This window comes from Ralstonia flaminis, from assembly GCF_958415495.1.
GTDB classification, from domain to species: Bacteria; Pseudomonadota; Gammaproteobacteria; order Burkholderiales; family Burkholderiaceae; genus Ralstonia; species Ralstonia flaminis.
Genome location: NZ_CATZLL010000010.1, coordinates 26,526 through 53,114, shown reverse-complemented (window position 1 = coordinate 53,114; position 26,589 = coordinate 26,526). Strand labels below are relative to the sequence as shown.

Below are 26,589 nucleotides of genomic sequence, written 5' to 3'. Positions count from 1 at the left end.
ATGCCCGCCAAGCCCGGCTTGGCAGTAGTCGCCGCAGTGTGCAAAGAACTATACAGACAATATTGCGGCATCGATGCAACGCGGTAGGCGGATAGAGAACCGTGTGCGCCCGTCAATGCGCGCAACGGTGATGGTGCCGCCGTGCGCCGCAACGATCGCTTTGGTGATGGCCAAGCCAAGGCCGGCACTTTCCGACTCGGGCCGCGCGCGCGATTTGTCCGCCCGGAAAAAGCGCTCGAAGATAAATGGCAGCAGCTGCGGCGCGATCTCGCTGCCGTCGTTGTCTACCGAAACCGTCATGCCGTCGCGATCATCACTGACCGAGACGACCACGCGGCCATGTCGCGGGGTGTGCCGGATGGCGTTGGAGAGCAGGTTGCTCAACGCACGGCGCAGCATGAGCCGGTCTCCTGTGACGTGTCCATCGCCCCGCGTTTCGAGCAGGACAGCCTTGTCTTCTGCAAGCGCGTCATAGAAATCGAACAACGCGCGGATTTCGTCAGCGATGCGGATGTCTTCGGCGCTTGGCAGCGTCAGGCTGTGCTCCATCTTGGCGAGGTACAGCATGTCGGACACCATGCGTGCCAGGCGCTGCAGTTCCTCCGCATTGGAGGTCAGCACATCGCGATACTTCGTGCCCTCGCGCGGCTGGGATAGCACGACCTCCGTCTGCGTGAGCAGGTTCGTGATAGGCGTACGCAGTTCATGGGCGATGTCGGTCGAGAAGTCCGACAAGCGGCGGAAATCGTTCTGCAGGCGCTCCAACATGCCGTTCAGGGTCGCGGCAAGGTCCGCCACTTCGACTGGCACGGTATCAACAGGCATGCGTTCATCGAGCTTGTCGGCAGTCACCGTGCGCGCCCGCGAGGCCATGGTGCGCAAAGGCGCCAGGCCTCGGCGTGCAGCCCACCAGCCGAATAGGCCCGTGGCCAGCGCTGCGACGGCGATATAGAAAGCGAGCGTCCCGCGGAAGGTGTGGAGGAAGTGGGCGTGAATGTCCGTGTTGATCCCCAGCAGGACATCAAGCTCGCCCGATGATCCATCTCGCAGTGGGATGGCCGCGTGCATGCCCCGATATTGCTGACCGCCTTGCGCCCAAACGAGGGTTTCGCTGGTATGCCGCAACTGCGCCAGCGCTTGCGTTGCCGCTTGAAAATCGAAATCCTGGGTTACGTACAGCATGTGCCCGTCCGAACCCTGGATACGAGCTACGAGATCGGTGCGATGTTGGATTGCCTCGCGGATGCGTTCGGGGACCTGTTCGGCGGGACTCGATTCGACAATCTTTTCAATGACGCTGACGTTCTCGCGCAGCGCGGTGTAGTCCTCCACCGCAAAGTGCTGATCCATGGCCAGCGCAATCACCACGCCCAGGCCCAGCAAGACGGCTGCCGAACACAGCGAGAAATACGCGGTGAGCCGAGTGGTCAGGGAGAACTGCCCCATCAGGCCGCGTCCTCGGGCGCTTCCAGTACATAACCCATGCCGCGTACCGTTTGGATCAGCTTCGGCTCGAAGTGGTCGTCGATCTTGGCGCGCAACCGGCGAATGGCGACGTCGATCACATTGGTATCACTGTCGAAGTTCATGTCCCAGACCTGCGAGGCGATCAGGGAGCGAGGCAAGACCTCGCCACGGCGGCGGACCAGCAGCTCCAGCAGGGAGAACTCCTTGCTCGTCAGCGGGATCTTCTGGCCTCCGCGTGAGGCACGACGGCGAGCCAAATCCAGCACAAGGTCGGCCACTTGGATTCGGTCGGACGAGACGGCACCGGTTCCCCGGCGCAGCAGCGTGCGGACCCGGGCTAGCAACTCAGCAAACGCGAATGGCTTCACCAAGTAGTCGTCGGCGCCCATTTCAAGGCCTTTGACGCGGTCGGCCACGCTGTCGCGGGCGGTCAAGAACAACACCGGCACCGCCTGTTCCGCAGCGCGCAACGATTGGACGATCTGCCAGCCATCCACGTCAGGCAGCATCACGTCCAGCAACAGCAAGTCGTAGTCGCCCGACATGGCCAGATGGCGGCCGTCAGTACCGTTGCGTGCCAGATCGACCACAAAGCCGGCTTCGGTCAGGCCTTGCTGCAGATACTCTCCGGTTTTGGGCTCGTCCTCGACGACCAACAGTTTCATATCGCGCCTGAATCACTTCCTATGATTTATGGGCTGTAGAGTACCGCGCTGCAGGCGGCATCACACCAAGATGACGGATTTGTAATGTTTCAGTCAGGTCGGGGTAGCCTGGCGCTGGGTAGCCTGCACCCACCTTTCAGAGTCGGACATTTTGTTAAGGAAATCTCGATCATGCGCAGCAATCGTGCATCCGGCCTCGTGCTACCGAACCTGCCGCGGCGGCGGTTTGTGCAAGGTTTGGCTGCCGGCGGTGTCATCGCCGGTTTGGGCCTGGGTGGTTTCACTTCGGCGGCATCCGCTGCGTCCACCGCGCTGGGGACCGCACCAGTGCTGCGCGGCACCGAATTCGACTTGGTGATCGACGAGACGCCGGTCAACTTCACGGGCAAGCCGGCTATGGCCACGACCATCAATGGCATGCTCCCGGGGCCCACGCTGCGCTGGCGCGAGGGTGACACCGTCACCTTGCGCGTGACCAATCGCCTGCGCGAGCCGACGTCAATCCACTGGCACGGCATTGTCCTGCCGTTCGAGATGGATGGCGTACCGGGCATCAGCTTCCACGGCATTCCGCCCGGCGAGACCTTTACCTACCGCTTCAAGGTGCGACAAAGCGGCAGCTACTGGTACCACTCGCATTCGGGCTTCCAGGAGATGACCGGGGTCTATGGCGCCCTCATCATCGATGCCGCCGGCGGTGACGCGATCCGGGCCGACCGCGATTACAGCGTGCTGCTGTCGGACTGGACCGACGAAGATCCGATGCGCGTCCTCTCCAAGCTCAAGACGCAGGGCGACTACTACAACTACCACCAGCCTACGGTGGTGGACTTCTTCCGCGACGTTTCCAACGATGGCTGGAAGGCGGCCATGGAAAAGCGGGCCATGTGGAACCAGATGCGCATGAACCCGACCGATCTGGCCGATCTCTCCAGTGCAACGCTCACCTATCTGACCAACGGCGTCACGCCGGCCGGCAATTGGACGGGCCTGTTTACGCCGGGCGAGACTGTGCGGTTGCGCTTCATTAACGGCTCCGGCAACACGTTCTACGACGTGCGCATCCCGGGGCTGAAACTCAAGGTGGTTCAGGTCGATGGGCAGAACATCGAGCCGGTCACGGTGGACGAATTCCGCTTCGGCCCCGGCGAGACTTGCGATGTGCTGGTCGCGCCCAAGGACGACGCCTACACCATCTTCTCGCAGTCGATGGACCGTACTGGTTATGCACGTGGCACGCTGGCTGTCTGCCGGGGCTTGCAGGCTGCAGTGCCTGCGCTCGACAAGGTGGAATGGCTGTCCATGGCTGACATGATGGGTGACATGGGCGGTATGGGTGGCATGAGCCACGGTGGCATGTCGGGCATGGACCATGGTGCGATGTCCGGTATGAACCACGGCGGCATGCCCGGTATGGATCATGGCGACATGCAGATGATGGACGACACTGGCATGACCATGATGGACTCCGGCGGCATGCAGATGATGGACCACAGCCAGCATGCGGAATCCGGCGGAGCGGCTAACAGCTTGAAGGTGCCGAGCAAGACAGCACGGCACGCGCGCACGGAATACGGTCCGAGCACCGATATGCACGTCGACATGGCGCGCACCAACCTGGACGATCCCGGCGTCGGTCTGCGCAACAACGGGCGCCGCGTTCTGGTGCTCGCCGACATGCATACCATCGGCGGTCCGATGGATAAGCGCGGTCCGGAGCGCGAGGTGGAACTGCACCTCACCGGCAACATGGAGCGCTACACGTGGTCGTTCGACGGCGTGGAGTTCGGCAAATCGACACCTGTGCACTTCCGTTATGGCGAACGGCTGCGCGTCATCCTCCACAACGACACGATGATGACGCACCCCATGCACCTGCATGGTATGTGGAGCGAACTGGAAGCGCCGGACGGTACGTTCCTCGCGCGCCGGCATACCATCCCCGTCCAGCCCGCCCAACGGATCAGCTTTCTCGTCACAGCGGACGCGCTGGGTCGCTGGGCCTGGCATTGCCACCTGATGTTGCACATGGATGCGGGTATGTTCCGCGAAGTGGTGGTGGTCTGATGCTCGACTTTCACAGCGGATTGATCATGCACAAGCACGTAAGAACACTGTTGACTGTGGCGCTGGCTGCCGCCGGCATCGGCGTTGCCTCGGCCCAGGAAATCCAACTGATGAACGGGGAGACAACCCCGGCGTCCCAATCTGGCGCTCAGAATACTGGCAGCTCAATGCAGGGGATGGACCACGGCTCGATGCAAGGCATGGACCACGGCAGCATGAAGATGCAGGATGGTTCGGCGCCGCCCGACGCACGCGATCCCGATGCTTACTCGGGCGGATACCAGCTCGGCACCGGCAAATACGCACTGGGCGATCCCCGCCACATGATGATGATGGCGGACGCGCACAACTTTGGCTCAGTGCTGGTTGACCGGCTGGAGTGGGTGCACGGTAACGATGCCAATGCAACCGCCTACGAATTGCAAGCCCGGTTCGGCAGCGTGTACAACAAAGCGGTCCTAAAAGCCGAAGGCGATGTCTCAAAGGGGCGCTTCGAAGAGGCGCGCACCGAGTTGCTGTGGAGCCATGCCGTCACAACGTTCTGGGATACCCAGCTCGGTGTGCGGAATGACACGGGTTTCGGCCGACCCACACGCAACTGGGTGGCCTTCGGCGTGCAAGGTCTGGCTCCATACTGGTTCGATGTCGAGGCCACCGCCTATGTGGGCAATAGTGGACGCACGGCATTGCGTCTGTCCAGCGAATACGAGCTGTTGCTGACCCAGCGGCTGATCCTGCAGCCGCGCATCGAAGCCAACTTCTATGGCAAGCGCGATCCCGATCTCGCCGTTGGCAGCGGGCTTTCCAACGCGACGGTGGGCTTGCGGCTGCGCTATGAGTTCAGCCGCCAGTTTGCGCCCTATATCGGCGTCGAACGCAGTCAGGCATTTGGCGGTACCGCCAACATGATCGAAGCGGCCGGTGGGCGCCGCGGCGACACCCGTTTTGTTGCGGGTGTGCGCCTCTGGTTCTAGTTTTCTCAACTCCCAACCACAAGGGTGTTTCTATGTTCACGTCTCGTTTTGCCACCAAGGCCATCATTGGCACGTCCTTGGCGCTTCTGGCTTCGGCCGCGTTCGCGCATCCCAAACTGGTCTCTTCGACGCCCGCCGATCAGGCGGAAGTGACTGCGCCGACGAAGATCGAGCTGAAGTTCTCGGAGACCCTCACGACACAATTCTCCGGGGCCAATCTCGTCATGACGGAGATGCCCGGCATGTCGGGGCATAACCCGATGAAGGTTGGCGCAAAAGTCTCCGCCGGCGACGACGCCAAGACGATGGTCATCACGCCCGCACAACCGCTGACGACCGGGACGTACAAGGTGGAGTGGCGCGCGGTCTCGTCGGATACCCACCCGATGACGGGGAATTTCACGTTCAAGGTGAAGTAAGGCCATGGCGGACGATTGGCTCAATATCGCCCTGCGCTTTGGGCTGTACCTGGACTTGACGATCCTTTTCGGGGTCTCGCTGTTCGGGGTCCAGGCGTTGCGACCCGATCACCGGGCCACGGCGATTGCGCGCCGATACGTCCGTGCCGTCGGAGTCACTGCCGCATTGGGCATCGTGCTGTCGCTCTGGAGCTTCGTTGTCATGGCCAAGGCGATGACGGGGGCCACCGAGTACGCTGAACTCACCAGCCATGTCTTCAGCATGATGCTGACCACCACCGCGGTTGGCCTGGCCTGGATGGCGCGATTGGTGGCCCTGGCCGGATGCTTGGTCGCCGTTGCGCGTTTGCGGAAGCACCCAGCGCCTCACTTCGGCGTGTGCGCCGGGCTGGGTGCGGTGGCTCTGCTAACGGTCACTTGGGCCGGGCATGGGGCGATGGACGACGGTGTGAAGGGATACCTTCATCTCACATTTGATATCGCGCACGTTTTGGCCGCGGGCGCCTGGGTTGGCGCATTGGCAGCGTTTGTGCTGCTGGCGTCGACAAGACAAGCGGCCTCATCGGAAACGGTGGAAATCCTTAGTCACACATCCAATGGCTTCGCGCGTCTTGGGACGCTGATTGTTGCCACGCTGTTTGCGACAGGGACGTTCAACTATTTTTTGATCGTTGGGCCGACGATTAACGGGTTGTTCACCACGCCATACGGGCGCTTATTGTTGATCAAGCTGGCTTTGTTCGCGCTGATGCTCGGACTGGCCGCAGCCAATCGTTATCGGCTGAGCCCACGGCTTGCGGCGGCGGTTAGGGCCGCAGACCACGTCCACGCGGTGATAGCACTGCGCCGCAGTCTGGTCATGGAAACCAGCCTTGCCATACTGATTTTGGCGTTGGTCGCTTGGCTTGGTGTGCTTTCGCCGCCTGGAACCTGATACTGCTTACCTGTTTGCCGGAGGAACCATGATGATGAAATCGCCGACTGCCAAGCCCGTGTCCGCGACAAGACGGTCCCTGATTGCAGGTCTGTTACTGCTGCCTGCCGTAGCCCTGGCGCAAAAGGCCGGATCGAAACCCGTGATCCAGGTGTGGAAAACGCCGGGTTGCGGCTGCTGCAAGGATTGGCTTGCCCACTTGCGGGACAACGGGTTCGACGTGGTTGCACATGACGTCGAGGAAACGGTGGAAGCCAGGCGAAAGGCTGGCATGCCAGAGCGCTATGCCTCTTGTCACACGGGCATCGTGCAGGACTATGCGCTGGAAGGCCATGTTCCGGCACGCGAAATCAAGCGTCTGCTGCAGGAGCGCCCGAAAGCGATCGGGCTGGCGGTCCCCAGCATGCCGCTCGGCGCCCCTGGCATGGATGGGCCGGCATACGGTAATCGGCGCATGCCATACAACGTCCTGCTGATCGGATTGGACGGACAGGCCACCGTGTTCCGCGCATACAGCTGATGGGGTGTGACCGTCTCCTTGGCACCCGCAATCGTGCCACCGGTCAGAGCGTTTTGGCGATGGCTTCAATCGGCTTGATACCTGCGCCGAACCGGGCCATGGTTTCCCGGTGCTCGGTGAGGCTGGTGTAGGGCACATATCGGATGCCAAGTTCCGATACGCGGCTGAAGGCGGGGCGTGCAAGTTGAGCGCGCACGTCGGCCTCTCGTCCATCCGGCGCAACCAGGAACAGGTGTTTCTTCGCCGGCTGTTCTGTGCCCAGGGCTAAATCAAGCAGTCGCACGATGCCTGAGTAGATCGAAGTGGTGTGTTCGACCTCGAAGGCGGCTTCCACCTCCAGCGAAGCAGCGTTCAGCCAAACGACGTCGATAAGGGGCACGGTGTCGGCACCCGCTACCAACAGCGAGTTCGGCAACGTTGCCAGGCAGCCATCGCTGAGCACGCCGCCGTTGTAAGGGCGGCTACGGTCGTTGGTTGCCACCCATACTGCGAAGCCCAGTGCCTTGCCGAGATCGCGCAACCAGCCTTGCACCTCTGTATGGGAGGCATCGTCGGTTCGTCCCGCCTGAAGTTGTTTGGCGAAGGAGGCCGCTTCCTCGCGCGCCTTGGCCAGATTGCTCTCCCACTCAGCGATCGTGGCAGCATCGCCTTCTCGCGGCGGCGCCGGATAGCGCTCCATTCCGATATCGAACAGCAGTCCGGCAACTGCGCCCAAATCGTTGGACAGGAGGTCGCGGTAGCGACCATTCAGGGACAGCACACCCTCGCGCATGGCCAGGTAGTGGTCCCATTTCCCGAGCTTGACGCGAGAACCCGTCAGCGCGTTGTATCCGTTGACGATCGCGGTGTTGAAGGGAACCGCCAGCGTCGGGTGAATGAAGTACAGCAGGTTGGCGACGGCCGGGCCCAGCCCCTTGATGCCGTGTTGGTTCAACTGCTGAATCGCTTGAACCAGTTCTTGTTCGGTGTCGCAGCAATTGCACGTATGCAGCAGCCTGGCGAACGCTCGCTGATGATCGGCATTCTCATAGATGTCCGGGATGCGCAGTTTGGGCTTCCAGAGGAAGGCATGGTCCGCCCCCTTGAAGATCTGGCGCTGCTCTGCAATCGAGGAGACCACGGTTTCGAGGGGGGACCCGCGATAGGCGTTGCCGAATGTCCCAGCTTGAATCTCATTGACGACCGCGCCGATGCCGCGCCGAATGGAGCGGAAGTTCTTGAGGCGCTCCGGCCAGAGAAACCACGTCTGATATGTCCCGTCCCTGTCAGCTTTCCATCGCTCAATGAGCGTTCTTGTCAAATCGGTCATGCACGCCAGTGTTCTTCAAAAGATCGGAGTCTATCTTCTCAAAGAATGCGTTCAATTTGTCGCTCGTATGCGCGTCTTGTTTCGATAACCAGCGTGCTGGTGCCGGGAATGCTGTATGGGCGCAAACTGATTTCGGCGGACACCCTGGAACGTGCACCGCAGGCGTCAGGTGATACCAGTGTGGCTCACTGAGAGCAGGGTCGGTGGCCGTACGGCCAATTGCGAAGGTGTATGTTTTTGAAGTGTACGTTGCCCCTTGAATCCATAGAGGCGCGCTCCACCGCTTGATCCTATGACCTATTTTCTTTTCAAATCAGCACCTTAGATCGGATGTGGCGGATTTTTTACGAATCCCGGCCATCCCTCCCATTGGCCCAGGTGGCGAAGCCGCGCCGCAGCGAGTGGCTGCTGTAGCTACCCGCCTGCGCCAGGCCTGCGTCACGAAACAGCGAACGCAGCAACGGCACGATGCTGCTGGCCTGCAGCCCGTCGTCGGCCATCCGTCCCCAGCGATCGATCCGTCGGAACACGGGGCCGCCGGCCAATCCGGATGCGCCCAGCCAAGCCTCGTAGGCGGCGACCGGACACAAGCGCGACAGGGCCGGTGCCTTGTGGGTGGTGCCCACGTGGTTGCGGTCCGTCTTGGTGCGCGGCAGGAAGATCGTCATGCCCCGGCCGGCCTCGACCGTGATGTGCTCGATCTGCAGCCGGCTCAGTTCGTCGGAGCGGAAGCCCCGCCAGAAGCCGATCAGCACCAGCGCCTTGTTGCGGGCATGAACTTGTAGTGGATGGACGTTTCCCGCGGCCGAGTCTGCCGCAATTTGCGCGTCCAGCCACGCCACCAACTGCTCCAGTTGGGCGAGCTGCAGCGGCTTGGCACGTCGCTCCTGGGCCGGGTGCAGCGCCTGGATGCCCTTCAGAACCTTGCGGACATGTGGCGCTCGGGTGGGGTCCGGAAAGCCCTGCGAGATGTGCCATTGCGCGATCGCAGCCAAACGCTGACGCAGCGTGTTGATGGAAAGCGTCTGCGCGTGCTCGGCCAAATACTGCGCAATGTTGTCGGCGCTGGCCGGCAGGAAGCCTCCCCATTCCCGCTCGAAATGGCGGATGGCAGACTGATAGCTGCGTCGCGTGTGATCGCGGGTTGCGGCTTCCAGGTATCGGTCGATGTCGGCCATGAAGCAGTCGTGGTGGGCTGGATGGCCATATTGTCGCCGCTGCAGCACCGTGATGTGGCACCGGTCAACAGTGACCGTACTCCTTGCCATCAATCCATATTTCTACTACATTGGAAATATGGAAGAAAACGACGTCATCCGATCCCTCGCCGCGCTCGCGCACAGCCTCCGCCTGCAAGTTTTCCGCATGCTGGTGGTGGCTGGGCCCACGGGCATGACTCCAGGTGCGATCGCCGAACAGCTCGACGTGCCGGGTGCGACCTTGTCGTTCCACCTCAAGGAACTGATGAACGCGCACCTGGTGACGCAAGAGCGCGACGGCCGCAACCTGATCTACCGCGCGGCCTACGACCATATGGATGCACTGTTGGGCTTCCTGACCGCCAACTGCTGCCAGGGCGAAGCCTGCCTGGAAGCCGACACCACCGCATGCAAATGCTGACTGGAGATGCCAAATGAAGCGATTTCACGTACACGTTCACGTTGACGATCTTGGCAAGAGCATCGCCTTCTATTCGAAGCTGTTCGCCGCCGAGCCGGCGCGCGTGGAAAGCGACTATGCGAAATGGATGCTGGACGATCCGCGCATCAACTTTGCCATCTCCACGCGCGGCAGCGCCGCCGGAGTGGACCACCTCGGCTTCCAGGTCGATGACGCTGCCGAGTTGGCCGAGTTGAAGGCGCGAGCCGAAGCCGCAGACATGGCGTTGCTGGACGAGGGCGAGACCACCTGCTGCTACGCCCGTAGCGACAAGCACTGGATCACCGACCCGCAGGGCATCGCGTGGGAGCACTTCCATTCGCTCGGCAACATCCCGGTATTCAGCGAAGGCAAGAAGGAAGAAGTTGCTACTGAAGGCTCCGCCTGCTGCGCTCCGCGTGCGCCGGGTGGAAAGCCGATTGGGATTGCGGTGAAGTCGGGTTCGTCCTGCTGCTAGGAGCCCCTCCATGGCCGACAAGACCTACAACGTGCTGTTCATCTGCACCGGCAATTCCGCGCGCTCGATCCTGGCCGAGGGTCTGTTGAACCACCTCGGTGGCGACCGATTCAAGGCCTTCTCCGCAGGTAGCCACCCCGCCGGTGCGGTGAACCCGTTTGCGCTGCATGCCCTGCAGCAGTTCGGTATCCCGACGGACGGGTTCCGTAGCAAGAGCTGGGACGAGTTCTCGCAAGACGGCGCGCCCGAACTGGACTTCGTTTTCACCGTCTGCGACAAGGCAGCCGGCGAGGTGTGTCCGGTATGGCCGGGCCAGCCCATGACCGCCCATTGGGGTGTGGTTGATCCTGCAGCGGTGGAGGGTTCCGACGAGCGCAAGCAGCAGGCCATCCGCGATGCAGCCATCACCCTGAAGCGCCGCATCGAGCTGTTCCTGTCGTTGCCAATTCCAAAGCTCGATACCGTTGCCTTACAGAAGGCTGTGCGCGACATCGGCCAGCAATAACCCGATTTCTTCCCATGACTACAAACGTCCTTATCCTCTGCACCCACAACTCCGCACGCAGCGTGCTGAGTGAAGGCATGCTCAACCACTGGGCACAAAAGCTCGGCAAAGACGTGCGCGCCTACAGCGCCGGTAGCGCGCCGAGCGGCCGCCTCAACCCGTTTGCATTGGAAGCCCTCACCAACGCCGGCATCGACACCGCCGGTTATCGCAGCAAGAGCTGGGACGAGTTCGTCGCTGACGGTGCGCCACAGATGCGCGTCGTCATCACCGTGTGCGACAGCGCCGCCGCCGAGCAATGTCCCTACTGGCCGGGCAGCCCGGTCAAGGTGCATTGGGGCTATGCCGACCCATCCAACGCTCCAGGCGGCGACGAGGGTAAGCGACAAGCGTTTGAGGTGACGCGCCAAGCCATCGGCTACCGCATGCTACAACTGCTGGCGTTGCCACTCGATACGCTCTCCAACGCCGAGTTGCAAGCGCAGCTCGAACGCATCTCGCAAGACTGAACGCCATGGTGGATCTGCGCAGCCGGCTTGCCGCCGAAGCATTGGGCACGGCGCTACTGCTCGCCATTGTCATCGGGTCCGGCATCATGGCCGAGCGCCTGGCGGGCGGCAACGTCGCGGTGGCACTGCTGGCCAACACAGCTGCCACGGTCGGCGGCCTCTACATCCTGATCGAGGTGTTCGGGCCGATCAGCGGCGCGCACTTCAATCCGGCTGTCCGTGCGGTCATGGCGGCACGCGCAGAACTGCCCGGTTCGGCGCTCGCTCCCTACATCGCGGCACAGCTTGTGGGGGCGGTACTGGGTGCATGGCTGGCGCACGCCATGTTCGACATGACGATCCTGCAGTTCTCGACCAAGGTGCGCAGCGGACCGGGGCAATGGATTGCCGAGGCGGTGGCGACCGCGGGGCTGCTGCTGGTGATTCTGCGTGCGCCGAACGGTCGTGCCTCTTCCATGGTGGCGGCCTACATCGGTGCGGCCTACTGGTTTACGGCCTCTACGTCGTTCGCCAACCCGGCGGCCGCGTTCGGACGCATGTTCAGCAACAGTTTCGCCGGCATTGCCCCAAGCAGCGTACCGGGTTTTGTGCTGGCCGAATGCGCTGGCGCGGTGCTCGGATTGATGCTGCACCGGATGCTGGAGCCGCGTCTGGCGCGTCGCGGGCATCCCAACGTCATCGAGTCCTCCGGCGAACACCCGGCGGATTGACTTCTCCAATGAGCACACCTGACTTTCGCCCTGCACGCCCTGAGGACTATCCAGCCATTCGCGCGCTGCTCATTGAGGAAGGGCTGCCGAGCGAGGATGTTGCGGTCGGGCAAGTCAGCCGCTTCCACCTGGCTGTGCAGGATGGAGAGCTTTTGGCTTGTGCAGGGTTGGAGCTATACGGGTCGGATGCGCTGCTCCGATCGGTCGCCGTCGCCAAATGCGCCCGCCAGAACGGTCTTGGCCGCGCCCTCGTGGGAATCGCCGAGCGCGATGCCTTTGCCATTGGCGTAAGCCGCCTCTTTCTGCTGACGACGACAGCAGCAGGCTACTTCACCGCGCTGGGGTACGAGCGCTTCGACCGGCGCTTGGCGCCTGGCTCGCTTCAATCCAGCTCGCAATTCAGCTTGCTGTGTCCGGCGTCCGCCACGTGTATGACAAAGAACCTGCTGTAATCGCGGGAAAATGCCCGTTTGTGTCGCGACGACCTCAAGGGAGCGGATAGACTCGTGGCGCGGCCATACGGTATGGGCGCGACCAGCGCGGCTCAAGCGACCGCGGTTCTCGGCCTCGCTATGGCAGGATCGATCCACCCGACACAGAGCCAATCGCTGTGACTGCACCCACTCGCACCACCTTGAGCCAGATACCCGCAGGGATTTGGATGCTTGGCTTTGTCAGCCTGCTGATGGACATTTCGTCGGAAATCATTCACAGCCTGCTGCCTGTCTTCATGGTGACCGCACTCGGCGCGAGTGCCTTCTATGTTGGCCTCATCGAGGGTGTCGCCGAGGCGACTGCGTTGATCGTCAAGGTGTTTTCGGGCGCATTGAGCGACTACCTCGGCAAGCGTAAAGGGATCGCGGTGCTGGGCTATGCCCTTGGGGCGCTGTCTAAGCCGTTCTTCGCGCTGGCGCCAGGGGTGGGAGTCGTGCTGGCGGCGCGTCTGGCCGACCGGATCGGCAAGGGCATTCGGGGCGCACCCCGTGACGCGCTGGTCGCAGACATTGCGCCACCGCATCTCCGAGGGGCAGCCTTCGGGTTGCGGCAGTCTTTGGATACTGTGGGCGCCTTTCTCGGCCCCCTGATCGCCATTGGCCTGATGTTTTTGTGGGCGAACGATTTCAGGGCTGTTTTCTGGGTGGCCGTCATCCCGGGCATTCTCTCGGTGTTGCTCCTTCTGGTCGGCGTGCGGGAACCGGATACCCACATCGGCGCCAAGCGGACCAACCCGATCAAGTGGGCGAACCTTGTCCGGCTTGGACGTCCATACTGGCAAGTGGTCGCAATTGGAGCGCTGTTCACGCTGGCGCGCTTTAGCGAAGCGTTTCTGGTGCTGCGCTCCCAGCAGGTCGGCCTGCCGCTATACCTGGCGCCGCTGGTGTTGGTCGCGATGAACGTCGTCTATTCGCTCTCGGCCTATCCGTTTGGCAAGCTGTCCGATCGCCTACGTCACACCACGCTGCTGGCGTGGGGCCTTGGGGTCCTGATTCTCGCCGACCTGGTGCTAGCAGTAAGCGCGCATTGGGCCGCCACGCTTGCCGGTGTGGCAGTGTGGGGCCTTCACATGGGCATGACGCAGGGGCTGCTCGCCACCATGGTCGCCGACACCGCCCCAGAGGATTTGCGCGGTACTGCTTTCGGCTTCTTCAACCTGGCCAGCGGCCTAGCGCTGCTGGTGGCCAGCGCCTTGGCTGGCCTGCTGTGGGACCAGCTCGGGGCCGCTTTCACCTTCTATGCCGGCGCTGCCTTCTGTGTGGCCACCATCGCGTTGATCATCCTTGCGCGGTATGGCGCGCGGAGGCTGTCGTCGGGCGAGACGGCAGGTGCCGGGCGTATGCGCCGGTGACGGCAGCTCACTTGAGGCTGTACGAGTCCGACGCGCTTCGGCCGGACCCCTGGTTCGCGGTAGGCTGACGCTTATGCCTTGTTCGATGCAGACCGCACGTTGTAGGCGATCATGCCGGCAATGATCAACAGAATCGCCACCTGGGCCAGCACGGTCTGCACAGAGGGGTAAATTCCCAGCACGTCGATGCGCGGCATCGAAATCGGCGTGATGTGCAGGAAGCCGACCTTCTGCAGCGCTGCGACCCCTTTGCCGATCAGCACTACCGCCAGGACAGCGACCAGAGCCGAACTGAAGGCAAAGAACTGGCGGATCGGCAGGCGTGCCGAGGATCGCAGTAGAACAACGGCGATGGCTGCCAGGATGGCGATCCCCGAGCCCAAGCCGGCCAGCAGGTAGATGCCGTTGCCTTCGCTCCACAGTGCGGCGTAGAACAGCACTGTCTCGAACACCTCGCGGTACACCGTCACGAACGACAGCACGAACAGCATGATCGCCGAGCGCTTGTTCAGCGCCGACGACAGCTTCTGCTTCACGTAGGCCTGCCAGCGACCGGCCAGGCTCTTCTGGTGCATCCACATCCCCACGCCAAGCAGGACCACGGCCGCAAAGATCGCCGAGAAACCTTCGGTCATCTCGCGGCTGGCGCCGCTCAAGTCCACCAGATAGGTGGCGACGGCCCACGTCAGCCCACCGGCGGCCAGTGCAACAATCCAGCCGGCATGGACGTACGGAAGCACGTCCGTGCGCTCCGCTTTCTTCAGGAACGCCATCATGGCGACCACGACGAGCAGCGCTTCAAGGCCTTCGCGCAGCAGGATCGTCAAGGCGCCCAGGAAGGTCGACAGCGGATCGTTAGTGCCGCCCAGCGCGTCCTGGGCTTCGGTCAACATGGTCTGCAGACGCTGAGCGATTTCCTGCACTTGCCCTGCCTGTCCGGTTGTGATGGCGTTGCGGTACAGCCCCATCGTCTTTTCGATGTCCTGGAACAGCGCCTGGTTCTTGGCGGCCAAGGCGGGCTCAACCGGCTCGAAGCCGTCGAGGTAGGCGGAAAGCGCAAGGCGCGAGGCGGTCGCTTTGTCACCTTGGTCGAAGGCGGCCACGCTTTCCTTCAGCTTGTCCTTGGCAATCGCGAGACTGTCAGCGGTGGACGCGCTCAGCACGTCCGGAGCGCTTCTGAGGTAAGCGGTCAATTGCCGCGCAGCATCCGGGCTGGTCGACTTAGCCAGCGACGCCTCGGGCGTCTGGCTGAGTTTGGCGAGCGTGGGCACCGCGCCATGCAACTCAGGGCGGGACGCCCACAACTTGGCGCCGGCTTGCCGATCCGCATCGGAATACGACAGGGTCGACGCAAAATAGGCGAGCGCCCAGCGATCGTCGTCGGTGAGCTGCGCGAAGCTCGGCATCGAGGTGCCCTCGACACCGCGCGTGATGATCTGCTGGAGCGCGAAGACGCTGCGCTCCTGAGCCCGTTGATGATCGGCCAGGGCAATGGGCGGCGGACTCAGTTTGGCGGCCAGAACGCCATCGGCGTGTCCGGAGCTACCGTGGCAGGACGCACACTGATTTTGATACAGCGTGGCCCCACGCTTGAGGTCGGGCACCTTGCTGGGCGCCATTGGCACCGGATAGGCTGCCAGCAAGCTATCCGCGAGCTTGTGCGCCTGCTCACCGACTGCGGCTGGCGCGGCTTTGTCGGCGATTTGCGAGCGCAATGCCCCGGCATCCTTGAGCAGTGCTTGCGTGCCGGGCCCCGCCGGCAACTCTGCAATCTGGCGCTCCGCCGCATGCGCAAATTCCTGCATTTCGGCGTACTCGTCGGCATTGGCGACCTGCCCGTCCTTGACGGAGCGGCCGTAATCGACCGCCAGATAATCAAGCAACTGCCAGACCTGCTTGGTCTTGTCTTGCGTCGACAGCGTGTCGGCGTACGCGCTTGAGACCGATGCCAGAAGGTAGAACAGGAGGAGAGAAACGACGCGCTGCAGCTGCATGAAAAACCTTCCGGCGAAGCGGGAGAGATTGCCTTAAATGAGAATGATTGTAATTCATGTTTCGCAGCAAAAGCCATCCACGTCCTCCCTGCAGCCGTGCAGGCGGTTCCTGAGAGATGATCGGCGCGAAGAATCGGGACGATGACCTGTGGGCTGCGTATCAGCCTTGACGGGTGACGTCAGCGTCGCACCCGTAACTCGCGTCGGACAACCCTTGCAGGATCCCGCACGCTTCAGCGGCCCGGCCATCGGAGCAGCTTTCGCGCAACGCGTACAGATGGCGCTTCAAGGCCGCAAGCGCCTCGATGCGCCGCTCGACCTCATGGATATGCTTGTCCAGGAGGGTGTTCACCGCACCGCAATCCTCGCGCGGTTGCTCGCGGTAGCGCAGCAGAGCCCGCACGTCGCTCAGCGGCATGTCCAGCGACCGGCAGTGGAGGATGAACTGCAGCCGTTCAATGTGCCGCTCGCCATACAGCCGGAAATTTCCTGAGCTGCGCTCAGGCGGCGGCAGCAGGCCTTCGCGCTCGTAGTAGCGGATGGTTTGAACCGGGCACGCCGTGCGCTTGGCCAGTTCACCGATCTGAATCGTCATGATGTTGGGCAGGAGTCTCTTGACTCTATAGTAACTATAGAGTGTGTACTTAAGCCCAATCCAATTCAAGCGACAAGGAGTTGCCGTGAGCGAATGCGGCCCGAAGGGATGCGATTGCGCTGCTGTCAACGTGGCGCCTCCGGCCCCCGATGCAACTGGCGTCGATTTGAAGCGCTCGCGCTACCGGATCGACAACATGGATTGCCCAACCGAGGAAGCGCTCATTCGCAACAAGCTGGCGACGTTGCCTGGGGTGGTGAAGCTTGAGTTCAATCTGGTACAGCGTTCGCTGACCGTCAATCACCGGCTGCCGTCCCCGGCCTCAATCGAACAGGCGTTGTCGGCCATTGGCATGCAAGCCGTGCGCGCGGAAGAGACGCGTTCCGCGCAAAGCACGGTCCTGACCATCCGGCAGATGGACTGTCCCACTGAGGAAGCACTGATTCGGGGCAAGCTGGCGGGCGTGCCGGGTGTGGCCGGTCTTGATTTCAACCTCGTTCAGCGCACGCTGGCGGTCCGTCACGCTGCGCACACGTTGCCCCAAGTATTGGCCGCCATCCAATCGCTTGGCTTCGATGCCGAGGTCCGCGACACCTCCGCTGCCGCACCCGCTTCTGTGCCGGATGCCGCGCCCACCAAATGGTGGCCGCTTGCCATTTCCGGGGCGAACGCCGTACTGGCGGAGGTCGTCTATTGGCTCAACGGTGGCAATCACTGGGTGGTGGTGGTCCTGGCATTAGCCGCGATCCTGACCGGCGGGCTCACCACCTACAAGAAAGGCTGGATCGCGCTCAAGAACCGCAACCTGAACATGAGTGCCCTCATGTCGATTGCGGTGACGGGCGCGATGGTGATCGGCCACTGGCCGGAAGCAGCGATGGTGATGGTCTTGTTCGCGCTGGCCGAAGTCGTCGAAGCCCGGTCGCTGGATCGTGCGCGTGACGCGATCCGTGGTTTGATGGATCTCGCGCCCGAGACCGCCATGGTTCAGCGCAGCGATGGGAGCTGGGGCGACGTCGATGCCAAGACCGTTGCCGTCGGCAGCCGGGTGCGGGTCAAGCCGGGCGAGCGCATCGCGCTCGATGGCGAGGTGCTGCAGGGGCGCTCCTCCGTGAACCAGGCACCGATTACGGGCGAGAGCCTGCCGGTCGAGAAGGCGGAAGGCGACCCGGTGTTCGCCGGCACCATCAACGAGTCCGGATCGTTCGAGTACCGCGTCACCGCGGCGGCAAGCGACTCTACGCTGGCACGCATCATCCACGCAGTGGAGGCTGCTCAAGGCAGTCGCGCACCCACGCAGCGTTTCGTTGATCAGTTCGCCCGGCTGTACACCCCCATCGTCTTCGCCGTCGCGCTGGCGGTGGCCATCTTGCCGCCGCTCCTGTTCGGTGCCGCCTGGCTGGATTGGATCTACAAGGCCCTCGTACTGCTGGTGATCGCGTGTCCCTGCGCCCTCGTGATTTCGACGCCGGTGAGCATCGTGAGCGGCCTGGCCGCCGCCGCGCGACGCGGCATCCTGATCAAGGGCGGGGTCTATCTCGAAGAGGGGCGCAAGCTGAAATGGTTGGCGCTCGACAAGACCGGCACCATCACACACGGCAAGCCGGCGCTCACCGATGTCATGGCCTGGAACGGCACAGACCCCTCGGCCGCCGAGAGGCTTGCCGCCAGCCTGGCGATTCGCTCCGACCACCCCGTCTCTCAGGCGGTGGCCCGCGCAGCGCAGGACAAAGGTCTCACCCCAGGCGAGGTCGCCGATTTCGCGGCCATGCCTGGGCGCGGCGTCCGGGGCCATATCGACGGTGCGCTCTATCACTTGGGCAATCATCGCCTGGTTGAGGAACTCGGGGTGTGCTCGCCGGCATTGGAAACCAACCTTGCCACCCTCGAAACCCAGGGCAAAACCGTCGTGATGCTGATCGGCCCGGACGGCGTACGCGCGCTGTTCGGCGTGGCCGACACCATCAAGGACAGCAGTCGCCAGGCGATCAAGGACCTGCACGCGCTGGGCATCAAAACCGTGATGCTCAGTGGTGACAACCCGCACACCGCGGAGGCGATCGCGCAGCAAGTGGGTATCGACAAAGCTCGGGGCAACCTGCTACCGGAAGACAAGCAGCGCGAAATCGAGCAGCTATCGGCACAGGGAACCATCGGCATGGTCGGCGATGGCATCAACGACGCGCCGGCGCTGGCACGGGCCGATATCGGTTTCGCGATGGGGGCCGCCGGGACGGACACGGCGATCGAAACGGCCGACGTCGCGCTGATGGACGACGATCTGCGCAAGCTCCCGGCCTTTGTACGGCTATCCCGGTCCACGGCGGGAGTTCTGAAGCAGAACATTGCGCTGGCGCTCGGCATCAAGGTGGTGTTCCTGGTGCTGACCTTTACCGGCCAGGCCACCATGTGGATGGCGGTGTTTGCCGACATGGGGGCCAGCCTGCTGGTGGTCGGCAACGGGCTGAGGTTGCTGCGCAAATGAATTGGAAGTTCCTGTTGTACGACTGGGGCGGCTGGAATGTCGCGCTGTTCCAGGCCATCAATTCCGGGACGCCGGGCGCGCTGGACCCGTGGGCGTGGCTTTTTAGTCTGGTTGGGAGCTATTGGACCGCGCCGCTCATGCTGCTGGGCCTGTGGTGGTGGTCCACGTCTGCATCGAATCCGACTCGCGCATGCGCTGTGCGGCACCGTCTGGTCACGTTCGGCGTGGCCTTTGCGCTCGCCTTGCTGGCCGCTTCCGCGTTGAAGTGGGGGCTGGATTTCCCGCGGCCGCCCGCAGTGCTTGGCACTCTCGTGCACGTCATCGGCGTAGCGGAACTGCGCTACAGCCTGCCCAGCGGACACGCGACCTACGCGGCACTGGTTGTGGGCGCACTCTGGCCCTTGATGGGACGTCGAGGCCATCTCGCCTTGGTGTGCTACGCCGCTCTCGTCGGGTGGTCACGCATTGCGGCGGGGATGCATTTTCCGGCGGATGTACTTGCGGGCTGGACCCTCGGGGCTGGCTGCGTCGTTGTCGCTGGCCACCTGGTGCCGTTGCTTGCTGCAACATGGAGGAACCGTGGCACACCGAACGCGGTCTGGTATGGCGTTGCGGCGTGTTGCTTCATGGCCGATCAAGCTGCCAAGTTCGCCATCACGCGGATGTTTGCCTATGGTGAGCGGGTTGAGATCACGTCAACGTTCAACCTCGTGTACGTGCGCAATCCTGGCGCGGCCTTCAGTTTCCTCGCCAATGAGGCCGGCTGGCAGCGCTACCTTTTTATTGGCTTGGGCCTGGCTGTCTCAGCGTGGTTGGCCCACACGTTGCGCAAGCGGTTGTCTCGTATGGAAGCTTTGGCGTACAGCTTGATCCTTGGCGGTGCAGCGGGAAATCTCACAGACCGCGTCTGGCGTGGTCAGGTCGTGGACTTTCTGGACCTGCATTGGATGCAACTCCACTGGCCGGCATTCAACCTTGCTGATATGGCTATCTCCGCGGGCGCGGCATCGCTGATGCTGGCAGTGTTGACGCAACGGCATGGCATTACGGCGAAAACCCTGTCCGGCTGATTGCAGCCATACCTTGCGGCGGCACACGACCGATGGGCCGTGCGCCGCCGACGGCTTACTTGCTCCGCAGGTCCACCACGGTCGGCTGGCCATCGACCATGTCAAAGACCGCCAACACTGATTGGCCTTCCTTGAAGTTTTTCAGCGACGCCTTGTCCTTCACGGCAAACGTCATCGTCATCGCGCCCATGCCGAGGTTGTCGATGGCGCCGTGCTTGAGCGTGACCTTGCCGGTGTCGAGGTGGATCTTGCGGATCTCCGCAGCCACGGGCTTGGGTGACTGCTTGGCATGGCCGGCCGGCTTCATGTCCATGCCATCCATGGATTCGGCCGCAAATGCCGCTGGCGCTGCAGTGAGTGCAAGCAGGATCGCAAAGGTCTTGATGTGCTTCATGGTGATTCCTCTTGATGTGAGGGGTGGGTGGGAAGTGGTGATGATTTCGTCTGCCGCCGACGGATCAGCAGATACACGGCTGGGACGACGAACAGGGACAGTAAGGGCGCAGTGACCATGCCGCCGACCATCGGGGCGGCAATGCGCTGCATGATCTCGGACCCGGTGCCGTGCGCCCACATGATCGGGATCAGGCCGGCCAGGATGACGGCGACCGTCATGGCCTTCGGGCGGACCCGTAGCACGGCGCCTTCCTGGATGGCTTCCAGCAGCGCTGGTATCGTGTTCTGGCCCGCCTCCTGCCGCTCCGTCCACGCCTGCTTGAGGTAGAGCAGCATGATCACGCCGAACTCGGCCGCCACGCCGGCCAGTGCGATGAAGCCGACGACCCCGGCCACCGACAAGTTGTAGCCCAGCAGATAGAGCAGCCAGAAACCGCCGATCAGCGCGAGCGGCAGCGTGCCCATGATGAGCAGCGCCTCGTCGATCCGGCCGAACACCAGGTACAGCAGCACGAAGATGATCAGCAAAGTGAACGGCACGACGACCTTCAGTTTGGCGCTGGCGCGCTCCAGGTACTCGAACTGGCCCGACCAGCTCAGCGCATAGCCCGCCGGCATCGGCACCGCTTTGGCGACCGCCGCTTGCATGTCTTTCACTGCGGAACGCAAATCGCGCCCACGGATGTCCACGTACACCCAGCCCGACAGCCGGGCGTTCTCGCTGCGCAACATCGGCGGGCCTTGCACCACCTGGATACGGGCCACGTCGGCCAGCGTGATCTGCTGGCCGCGGTCGGTGACGATCGGCAGGCTCCGCAACTGCTCGACCGAGTCGCGGTAGTCCCGTGGGTAACGGACGTTGATGGGGAACCGGGCCAGACCATCCACGACTTCACCCACGTTGTCTCCCCCCACGGCTGATGACACGATGCTTTGCACGTCCTCGATATTGAGGCCGTATCGCCCCGCGGCCATCCGATCGATATCGACGTCAATGTAGCGCCCGCCGGACAGGCGTTCGGCCAGCGCGGACGTGACTCCGGGTACGGTCTTGACGGCCTCCTCGATCCGAGTGGTCAGCCGGTCGATTTCCTTCAAGTCCGTGCCCGCCACCTTGATGCCGACCGGACTCTTGATGCCGGTGGCGAGCATGTCGATGCGGTTGCGGATCGGCGGCACCCAGATGTTGGACAGGCCCGGTACCTTGACCACGCGGTCAAGTTCCTCCACCAGCTTGTCGGTGGTCATGCCGGGCCGCCACTGCTCGCGCGGCTTGAACTGGATGGTGGTCTCGAACATCTCGATGGGGGCCGGATCGGTGGCGGTGTCGGCGCGGCCTGCCTTGCCGAACACACTGGCGACCTCAGGGACGGTCTTGATGAGGCGGTCGGTTTGCTGCAATAGCTGGGCCGCCTTGCCGGCGGAGAGCCCCGGCAGCGCCGATGGCATGTACAGCAGGTCGCCTTCATCCAGCGGCGGCATGAATTCGCCTCCGATCCGCATCACCGGCCAGGCGGTTGCGATCAGCAGGACGGCGGCGATCCCGACGGTGGCTTTGGGGTAGGCGAGCACCTTGGCCAGCATCGGCTGGTAGAGGCGGATCAGCCAGCGGCTGAGCGGGTTGGACTGCTCCGTGGGAATCCGTCCCCGGATCATGTAACCCATCAGGACCGGCACGAGCGTGACCGACAGACCAGCCGCTGCTGCCATCGAGTAGGTCTTGGTAAATGCCAGCGGCGAGAACAGCCGGCCTTCCTGCGCCTCCAGCGTGAACACCGGAATGAATGACAGCGTGATGATCAGCAGTGAGAAGAACAGCGCCGGCCCGACCTCGGCTGCCGATTCGCCGATCACACTCCAGCGCTCGTGGCCTTCGAGCTCGCGGTTCGGATTTTCCTCATGCCAGCGTTCCAGGTGCTTGTGCGCGTTCTCGATCATGACCACGGCGGCGTCGACCATGGCACCGACGGCGATGGCGATGCCGCCTAACGACATGATGTTGGCATTGACGCCCTGGTAGCGCATCACCAGGAAGGCCGCCAGCACGCCCAGCGGCAGCGAGACGATGGCCACTAGCGCCGAGCGCAGATGGAACAGGAACACCAGACACACCAATGCGACGACGATGAATTCCTCGATCAGCTTGTGCGTCAGGTTCTCCACCGCGCGGTTGATCAGCGCGGAACGGTCGTAGGTCGGCACGATCTCGACACCGGCTGGCAGGCTCTTCTGCAGCGTGGCGAGCTTAGCCTTGACCGCTTCGATGGTTTCCAGTGCGTTCTTGCCGGAGCGCATCACGATGACGCCGCCAGCGACCTCACCCTGGCCGTTGAGATCGGCAATGCCACGCCGCATCTCCGGCCCGAGCTGGAGGGTGGCGACATCGCCCAGGCGAACGGCGATGCCTGCGTCGTTCGTCGTCAGTGGAATCTGCCGGAAGTCGTCGAGCGTCTTCAGGTAGCCGCTGGCGCGGACCATGTATTCCGCCTCGCCCAACTCCAGCACCGAGCCGCCAGTCTCCTGGTTGGCTCCCTTGAGCGCCGCCAGCACCTTGGCTTGGGACAGGTTGTAGGCGCGTAATCGATCCGGCATCAGGACGACCTGGAACTGCTTCACCATCCCGCCGAGCGACGCCACCTCGGCCACATTGGGCAGCGACTTGAGTTCGAAGCGCAGGAACCAGTCCTGCAGCGCGCGCAGCTGGCTGAGATCGTGCTGGCCGGTCTTGTCCACCAGCGCGTACTCGTAAATCCAGCCCACGCCGGTCGCGTCCGGGCCCAGCGCGGGCTTGGCGGCGGCCGGCAGGCGGGATTGCACCTGGTTCAGGTATTCCAGCACCCGTGAGCGTGCCCAATACAGGTCGGTCCCATCCTCGAACAGCACGTAGACAAACGAGTCACCAAAGAACGAGTAGCCGCGCACCGTCTTGGCACCCGGCACCGACAGCATGGTGGTGGTCAGTGGATAGGTGACCTGGTTCTCCACGATCTGCGGCGCCTGGCCGGGGAACGGTGTGCGGATGATGACTTGCACGTCCGACAGGTCGGGCAAGGCATCGAGCGGCGTGCTACGCACGGCCCACAATCCCCACGCAGTCAGCATCAGCGTCGCCAGCAGGATCAGGAAGCGGTTGCGGATCGACGCCAGAATCAGCCGGGCGATCATGGCTTGCCTCCCTGATCCGCGCCGGCGGGCGCGACCGAGGAGAGGACTGCCATGCCGTCCTTATCCAGGTGGAAGCGGAATCGCACCCGGTCACCCGCCTTCAGTCCCTTCGGTAGCCCGGCGGACGGCGCCGCGAAATCCATCGTCATGGCACCCCACTGAATCGAGGGGATCGGACCATGCGAGATTGTCAGGCCTTCACCCGTGACGGCCTCGATGCGACCGACGCCTTCGTGTTCGGTGGTGGCCGCCGCGGGCTCAGATGCCGCGGCCGGCGCCGCCATGCGCTCGGTGGTGCCGCGCAGACTGGCCTCCGAATCGATCAGGAACTGGCCGGAGGTGACTACCTTCTGGCCAGCCTTGAGGCCCGCCAGGACTTCGACCATGCCGCCGGCCTCGCGCCCGGTCTTGATCTCGGTGGCCACAAAGCCCGACTGACCTCCGTCCACCATGACAATGCTGCGCTGACCGGTACGGATGACGGCCTCCAACGGGATGGTCAGCACGTCCTGGTGCTCGCCGCTGTCGAAGCGGACCGTGGCAAACATGCCCGGCAACAGGTGCCGGCCCTTGTTGGGCAGGACGATGCGCACCTTGATGGTCCGCGTCGCCGGGTTGACGTCGGGCAACACGGTGTCGACCTTGCCGACCAGCGGCTCGACTGCCCCGGTCGGTGTCACCTTGACCGCGAGGCCAGGCGAGATGATGCGAGCTTGGCCTTCCGGTACCTCGGCAATGACCCAGACCTGGCTCAGGTCGGCCAAGCGGAATAGCGTCATGCCGGGGGAGACGGTCATCCCGTCTCGCACCGCAACCTCAGTCACGATGCCATCGATGGGGCTTGCGATGCCCACGCTGGGCTGCAGCCGGCCGGATGCCTCGACCGCGCTGACCTGACCCGGCGTCATGCCGGCCTGCAGCATGCGCGCCTTGGCCGCACCGGCGAGATCGGCCTGACCGTGTGCCGACTGGCGCAACACGGCCAGATACTCTTCCTGGGCCGCCACCCAGTCCGGCGAATACAGCGTCACCAGTGCCTGCCCCCGCCGCACGGGGTCAAGCGTCGCCCTGACCGCGACGTGCTGGACGAAGGCATTCGTGCGCGCCTGGATCACCTGCACGCTGCGCTCGTCGATGGCGATATTGCCGGGCGCCTCCAGCACCGCGCTCAACCGGCCGGCTTTGACTTCGGTCGTGCGGATGCCGAGGTTTTGCGCAACACGGCTATCGACCGCGATGCCGCTACCTCCGTCCCCCTCGGCATAGACGGGCACCAACTGCATGTCCATGAAGGGGGATTTGCCCGGCTTGTCGAAACGCTGCCCGGGCACCATGGGGTCGTGCCAGTACAGTACCTTCTTGCCGGTCTGGGGATCGACGTCGCCGGCCTTGAGGCCGGATGCCGAGCTGGCCGGCATCGACGATGGTGCCAACCGGGCACCCTGCGTGACGCCGACCCGGTAGGCGCCATAGATGGCGGTCCCGATAAGAACGAGCCCCACAGCCGTTGCAATGACCAGTTTTTTCATTTGCGTTCCTTGATGGCGGACTCGGTCTGCGCGGTGGGCAGCGGAACCAGGAAGGTCAGATCGGCCCACAGCTTGGCCGTCTTGGCTTCCAGCGCGAGCCGTTCCAATTCCGTATCGATGGCGCGGTGATTGGCCTCGGCCACGGCCAGCAGCGATCCGGTATTGGCGCGGTAGGCTGTCAGGGCCGCCTCCGCCTGCGTGCTGGCGAGCGGCAAGGTCTTCTCGTCATAGCGCTTGAGCCGTTCGAGATTGCGCTGCAGCTCGGCCAGCTTGGCGCCGACCATGGCCTGGGTGTCGCGCCGGAGGATTTCGGACTTGGCACGTGCCGCCTGGGCCTGGGCCAGCCTGGCCGCGACTTCGCGGTCCTGCCGGTTGCCCTGGTCCCAAGGCAGCGGAAAGCTGACGTTCACGGAGCCCATGTTCGAGAACGCGGAGCCGCGCTGGCTGACCATCAGCTCGACCGTGATATCTGGCTTCTTTGCTTGCGCAGCGGCCCGGATCTCGCTCTCTGCCAGACCCACCTCGCGTTGCGCGGCGGCGACCTCAGGCACGGTATCCAACTCACCGCGCGCCAACCGCTCGACCGGCAGGGGAACGTCCAGGCGCGGCGGCTCGGAGAGCGGGCGGGTGGCGGCCGGACCGATCCAGCGCTCTAGCGCGACGGCGCTGGCCGCCACGGCGGCGCGGTTTTCGTCCAGGCGGTCCTGCAGCTTCTGGATTTCCAGTTCCATCGCCAGCACGTCGGCGCGCGTGCCCCGTCCGCTGCGATACGCGGCGGTCGCCGCCTGCAACGCAAGTTCAAGTGGGTGTCCATGGTGGCCCAGCAAGGTCCCCGTCTGCTCGGCATACCAGCGGTCCAGCCATGCGCTGACGGCGTTGCGCTGCACGTTGGCCATGCTGACCGCGCGCTGCGCTTCGGCAGCGTCGGCTTCCGCTTCGAAGCGTGCCACCTTGGCGCGGCGTTTGTCCGGGCGTGTGAATTCCTGCATCACGCTGATGGAGCGCATGGTCATGAAATCCCGGCTGACCGAAAACTGGTCGGGGCCATTGACCGGCACGTTGTTGATGCCGAGCTTGAGCACGGGGTCCGGCAATTGGCCGGCGGCGACCGCCATTTGGGTCGCGGCGTCGATGGTCCCGCGCGAGGATTCGGCGTCGCCGGCATGCGCGGTGGCGAGCGCGACGGTTTCCTCAACGGAAAGCGTAGGGACAGATTGCGAGGTCGCGGCATGCGACATCGCGATGCCGAAGGCAGGCGCGCAAAGCAACGCCAGCGTCAGGCGACGTGGAAAAAGCATAAAGCCTCCAAGAACG

The 26,589-nt window shown here is 63.5% G+C and carries 24 protein-coding genes; 14 read left to right on the top strand and 10 right to left on the bottom strand.

Annotated elements, in window-relative coordinates:
* Positions 1-48: 48 nt before the first annotated feature.
* A complete protein-coding gene (locus tag R2N11_RS16060; RefSeq protein ID WP_009241690.1) occupies positions 49-1,446 on the bottom strand; it encodes a heavy metal sensor histidine kinase in 1,398 nt (465 codons plus the stop codon).
* Positions 1,446-2,132: a heavy metal response regulator transcription factor gene (locus R2N11_RS16055; protein ID WP_012435757.1), complete on the bottom strand. Its 687-nt coding sequence runs from the start codon at positions 2,130-2,132 to the stop codon at positions 1,446-1,448. Before R2N11_RS16055 ends, R2N11_RS16060 begins: the two co-directional genes overlap by 1 nt.
* Positions 2,133-2,303: 171 nt before the next feature.
* Here R2N11_RS16055 and R2N11_RS16050 point away from each other — a divergent pair, with 171 nt between their 5' ends.
* The 5 genes from R2N11_RS16050 to R2N11_RS16030 are packed head-to-tail and all read left to right on the top strand — an operon-like array spanning position 2,304 to position 7,046.
* A complete protein-coding gene (locus R2N11_RS16050; protein ID WP_009241688.1) occupies positions 2,304-4,199 on the top strand; it encodes a copper resistance system multicopper oxidase in 1,896 nt (631 codons plus the stop codon).
* Positions 4,199-5,173, top strand: a complete 975-nt coding sequence (locus tag R2N11_RS16045; protein ID WP_009241687.1) for a copper resistance protein B — start codon at positions 4,199-4,201, stop codon at positions 5,171-5,173. Before R2N11_RS16050 ends, R2N11_RS16045 begins: the two co-directional genes overlap by 1 nt.
* Before the next feature lie 32 nt (positions 5,174-5,205).
* A complete protein-coding gene (gene copC / locus R2N11_RS16040; protein ID WP_009241686.1) occupies positions 5,206-5,592 on the top strand; it encodes a copper homeostasis periplasmic binding protein CopC in 387 nt (128 codons plus the stop codon).
* Between the two features lie 4 nt (positions 5,593-5,596).
* The gene (copD, locus tag R2N11_RS16035; protein ID WP_009241685.1) at positions 5,597-6,526 is read left to right on the top strand and encodes a copper homeostasis membrane protein CopD; all 930 of its coding nucleotides are present in this window, start codon (positions 5,597-5,599) and stop codon (positions 6,524-6,526) included.
* Positions 6,527-6,557: 31 nt separating this feature from the next.
* Positions 6,558-7,046: a DUF411 domain-containing protein gene (locus R2N11_RS16030; protein ID WP_021197391.1), complete on the top strand. Its 489-nt coding sequence runs from the start codon at positions 6,558-6,560 to the stop codon at positions 7,044-7,046.
* Between the two features lie 43 nt (positions 7,047-7,089).
* On the opposite strand, the gene R2N11_RS16025 is transcribed toward R2N11_RS16030, so the two are convergent.
* Positions 7,090-8,355, bottom strand: coding sequence for a hypothetical protein (locus R2N11_RS16025; protein ID WP_009241683.1), 1,266 nt, complete (start codon positions 8,353-8,355; stop codon positions 7,090-7,092).
* Positions 8,356-8,699: 344 nt separating this feature from the next.
* The gene (locus R2N11_RS16020; RefSeq protein ID WP_009241682.1) at positions 8,700-9,533 is read right to left on the bottom strand and encodes a site-specific integrase; all 834 of its coding nucleotides are present in this window, start codon (positions 9,531-9,533) and stop codon (positions 8,700-8,702) included.
* 118 nt (positions 9,534-9,651) lie between these two features.
* Between R2N11_RS16020 and R2N11_RS16015 the strand changes: the two genes are divergently transcribed.
* From R2N11_RS16015 to R2N11_RS15985, 7 genes are all read left to right on the top strand, one after another.
* Positions 9,652-9,975 (top strand): ArsR/SmtB family transcription factor, encoded by a 324-nt coding sequence (locus R2N11_RS16015; RefSeq protein WP_009277705.1) that lies wholly within the window; start codon positions 9,652-9,654, stop codon positions 9,973-9,975.
* Between the two features lie 13 nt (positions 9,976-9,988).
* Positions 9,989-10,471 (top strand): ArsI/CadI family heavy metal resistance metalloenzyme, encoded by a 483-nt coding sequence (locus R2N11_RS16010; RefSeq protein ID WP_009241680.1) that lies wholly within the window; start codon positions 9,989-9,991, stop codon positions 10,469-10,471.
* Positions 10,472-10,481: 10 nt separating this feature from the next.
* Positions 10,482-10,976 (top strand): arsenate reductase ArsC, encoded by a 495-nt coding sequence (locus tag R2N11_RS16005; protein WP_009241679.1) that lies wholly within the window; start codon positions 10,482-10,484, stop codon positions 10,974-10,976.
* Between the two features lie 14 nt (positions 10,977-10,990).
* A complete protein-coding gene (locus R2N11_RS16000; RefSeq protein WP_009241678.1) occupies positions 10,991-11,485 on the top strand; it encodes an arsenate reductase ArsC in 495 nt (164 codons plus the stop codon).
* A 5-nt stretch (positions 11,486-11,490) separates the two neighbouring features.
* Positions 11,491-12,195 (top strand): aquaporin, encoded by a 705-nt coding sequence (locus R2N11_RS15995; protein WP_009241677.1) that lies wholly within the window; start codon positions 11,491-11,493, stop codon positions 12,193-12,195.
* A gap of 8 nt (positions 12,196-12,203) precedes the next feature.
* Positions 12,204-12,647, top strand: coding sequence for an arsenic resistance N-acetyltransferase ArsN2 (gene arsN2 / locus R2N11_RS15990; protein ID WP_009241676.1), 444 nt, complete (start codon positions 12,204-12,206; stop codon positions 12,645-12,647).
* 209 nt (positions 12,648-12,856) lie between these two features.
* Positions 12,857-14,041, top strand: a complete 1,185-nt coding sequence (locus R2N11_RS15985; RefSeq protein ID WP_009241675.1) for an MFS transporter — start codon at positions 12,857-12,859, stop codon at positions 14,039-14,041.
* Between the two features lie 71 nt (positions 14,042-14,112).
* Here R2N11_RS15985 and R2N11_RS15980 read toward each other — a convergent pair whose 3' ends face one another.
* Both R2N11_RS15980 and cadR read right to left on the bottom strand, forming a co-directional pair.
* Positions 14,113-16,035 (bottom strand): cytochrome c/FTR1 family iron permease, encoded by a 1,923-nt coding sequence (locus tag R2N11_RS15980; RefSeq protein WP_009241674.1) that lies wholly within the window; start codon positions 16,033-16,035, stop codon positions 14,113-14,115.
* Between the two features lie 160 nt (positions 16,036-16,195).
* Positions 16,196-16,630, bottom strand: a complete 435-nt coding sequence (gene cadR / locus R2N11_RS15975; RefSeq protein WP_009241673.1) for a Cd(II)/Pb(II)-responsive transcriptional regulator — start codon at positions 16,628-16,630, stop codon at positions 16,196-16,198.
* Positions 16,631-16,715: 85 nt separating this feature from the next.
* On the opposite strand from cadR, the gene R2N11_RS15970 reads away from it, so the two are divergent.
* Both R2N11_RS15970 and lspA read left to right on the top strand, forming a co-directional pair.
* Positions 16,716-19,115 (top strand): heavy metal translocating P-type ATPase, encoded by a 2,400-nt coding sequence (locus R2N11_RS15970; RefSeq protein ID WP_009241672.1) that lies wholly within the window; start codon positions 16,716-16,718, stop codon positions 19,113-19,115.
* Positions 19,112-20,185 (top strand): signal peptidase II, encoded by a 1,074-nt coding sequence (gene lspA, locus R2N11_RS15965; RefSeq protein WP_009241671.1) that lies wholly within the window; start codon positions 19,112-19,114, stop codon positions 20,183-20,185. Before R2N11_RS15970 ends, lspA begins: the two co-directional genes overlap by 4 nt.
* A 55-nt stretch (positions 20,186-20,240) precedes the next feature.
* Here the strand turns inward: lspA and R2N11_RS15960 are convergent, their stop codons facing one another.
* The 4 genes from R2N11_RS15960 to R2N11_RS15945 are packed head-to-tail and all read right to left on the bottom strand — an operon-like array spanning position 20,241 to position 26,573.
* The gene (locus tag R2N11_RS15960; RefSeq protein WP_009241670.1) at positions 20,241-20,579 is read right to left on the bottom strand and encodes a copper-binding protein; all 339 of its coding nucleotides are present in this window, start codon (positions 20,577-20,579) and stop codon (positions 20,241-20,243) included.
* Entirely contained in the window at positions 20,576-23,746 is a 3,171-nt protein-coding gene (locus tag R2N11_RS15955) for an efflux RND transporter permease subunit (RefSeq protein ID WP_009241669.1), read from the bottom strand. Before R2N11_RS15955 ends, R2N11_RS15960 begins: the two co-directional genes overlap by 4 nt.
* Complete coding sequence (locus R2N11_RS15950) at positions 23,743-25,275, bottom strand: efflux RND transporter periplasmic adaptor subunit (RefSeq protein ID WP_009241668.1); 1,533 nt, start codon at positions 25,273-25,275, stop codon at positions 23,743-23,745. The genes R2N11_RS15955 and R2N11_RS15950 overlap by 4 nt, the downstream gene beginning before the upstream one ends.
* Positions 25,272-26,573 carry a TolC family protein gene (locus tag R2N11_RS15945; protein ID WP_009241667.1) on the bottom strand — a complete coding sequence of 434 codons (1,302 nt, stop codon included), beginning with the start codon at positions 26,571-26,573 and terminating at the stop codon, positions 25,272-25,274. Before R2N11_RS15945 ends, R2N11_RS15950 begins: the two co-directional genes overlap by 4 nt.
* Between the last annotated feature and the right edge of the window lie 16 nt (positions 26,574-26,589).

What these genes read in the sequence shown, in the direction of transcription:
- R2N11_RS16060 (WP_009241690.1), bottom strand. Translation starts at nt 1,446, where the DNA reads ATGGGGCAGTTCTCCCTGACCACTCGGCTCACCGCGTATTTCTCGCTG.
- arsN2 (WP_009241676.1), top strand. Translation starts at nt 12,204, where the DNA reads ATGAGCACACCTGACTTTCGCCCTGCACGCCCTGAGGACTATCCAGCC.
- R2N11_RS15955 (WP_009241669.1), bottom strand. Translation starts at nt 23,746, where the DNA reads ATGATCGCCCGGCTGATTCTGGCGTCGATCCGCAACCGCTTCCTGATC.
- R2N11_RS15995 (WP_009241677.1), top strand. Translation starts at nt 11,491, where the DNA reads ATGGTGGATCTGCGCAGCCGGCTTGCCGCCGAAGCATTGGGCACGGCG.
- R2N11_RS16055 (WP_012435757.1), bottom strand. Translation starts at nt 2,132, where the DNA reads ATGAAACTGTTGGTCGTCGAGGACGAGCCCAAAACCGGAGAGTATCTG.
- R2N11_RS16005 (WP_009241679.1), top strand. Translation starts at nt 10,482, where the DNA reads ATGGCCGACAAGACCTACAACGTGCTGTTCATCTGCACCGGCAATTCC.
- R2N11_RS15985 (WP_009241675.1), top strand. Translation starts at nt 12,857, where the DNA reads ATGCTTGGCTTTGTCAGCCTGCTGATGGACATTTCGTCGGAAATCATT.
- copD (WP_009241685.1), top strand. Translation starts at nt 5,597, where the DNA reads ATGGCGGACGATTGGCTCAATATCGCCCTGCGCTTTGGGCTGTACCTG.
- cadR (WP_009241673.1), bottom strand. Translation starts at nt 16,630, where the DNA reads ATGACGATTCAGATCGGTGAACTGGCCAAGCGCACGGCGTGCCCGGTT.
- R2N11_RS16015 (WP_009277705.1), top strand. Translation starts at nt 9,652, where the DNA reads ATGGAAGAAAACGACGTCATCCGATCCCTCGCCGCGCTCGCGCACAGC.
- R2N11_RS16045 (WP_009241687.1), top strand. Translation starts at nt 4,199, where the DNA reads ATGCTCGACTTTCACAGCGGATTGATCATGCACAAGCACGTAAGAACA.
- R2N11_RS15945 (WP_009241667.1), bottom strand. Translation starts at nt 26,573, where the DNA reads ATGCTTTTTCCACGTCGCCTGACGCTGGCGTTGCTTTGCGCGCCTGCC.
- R2N11_RS16010 (WP_009241680.1), top strand. Translation starts at nt 9,989, where the DNA reads ATGAAGCGATTTCACGTACACGTTCACGTTGACGATCTTGGCAAGAGC.
- R2N11_RS15980 (WP_009241674.1), bottom strand. Translation starts at nt 16,035, where the DNA reads ATGCAGCTGCAGCGCGTCGTTTCTCTCCTCCTGTTCTACCTTCTGGCA.
- lspA (WP_009241671.1), top strand. Translation starts at nt 19,112, where the DNA reads ATGAATTGGAAGTTCCTGTTGTACGACTGGGGCGGCTGGAATGTCGCG.
- R2N11_RS16000 (WP_009241678.1), top strand. Translation starts at nt 10,991, where the DNA reads ATGACTACAAACGTCCTTATCCTCTGCACCCACAACTCCGCACGCAGC.
- R2N11_RS16050 (WP_009241688.1), top strand. Translation starts at nt 2,304, where the DNA reads ATGCGCAGCAATCGTGCATCCGGCCTCGTGCTACCGAACCTGCCGCGG.
- R2N11_RS16025 (WP_009241683.1), bottom strand. Translation starts at nt 8,355, where the DNA reads ATGACCGATTTGACAAGAACGCTCATTGAGCGATGGAAAGCTGACAGG.
- R2N11_RS15960 (WP_009241670.1), bottom strand. Translation starts at nt 20,579, where the DNA reads ATGAAGCACATCAAGACCTTTGCGATCCTGCTTGCACTCACTGCAGCG.
- R2N11_RS16030 (WP_021197391.1), top strand. Translation starts at nt 6,558, where the DNA reads ATGATGAAATCGCCGACTGCCAAGCCCGTGTCCGCGACAAGACGGTCC.
- R2N11_RS15950 (WP_009241668.1), bottom strand. Translation starts at nt 25,275, where the DNA reads ATGAAAAAACTGGTCATTGCAACGGCTGTGGGGCTCGTTCTTATCGGG.
- R2N11_RS16020 (WP_009241682.1), bottom strand. Translation starts at nt 9,533, where the DNA reads ATGGCCGACATCGACCGATACCTGGAAGCCGCAACCCGCGATCACACG.
- copC (WP_009241686.1), top strand. Translation starts at nt 5,206, where the DNA reads ATGTTCACGTCTCGTTTTGCCACCAAGGCCATCATTGGCACGTCCTTG.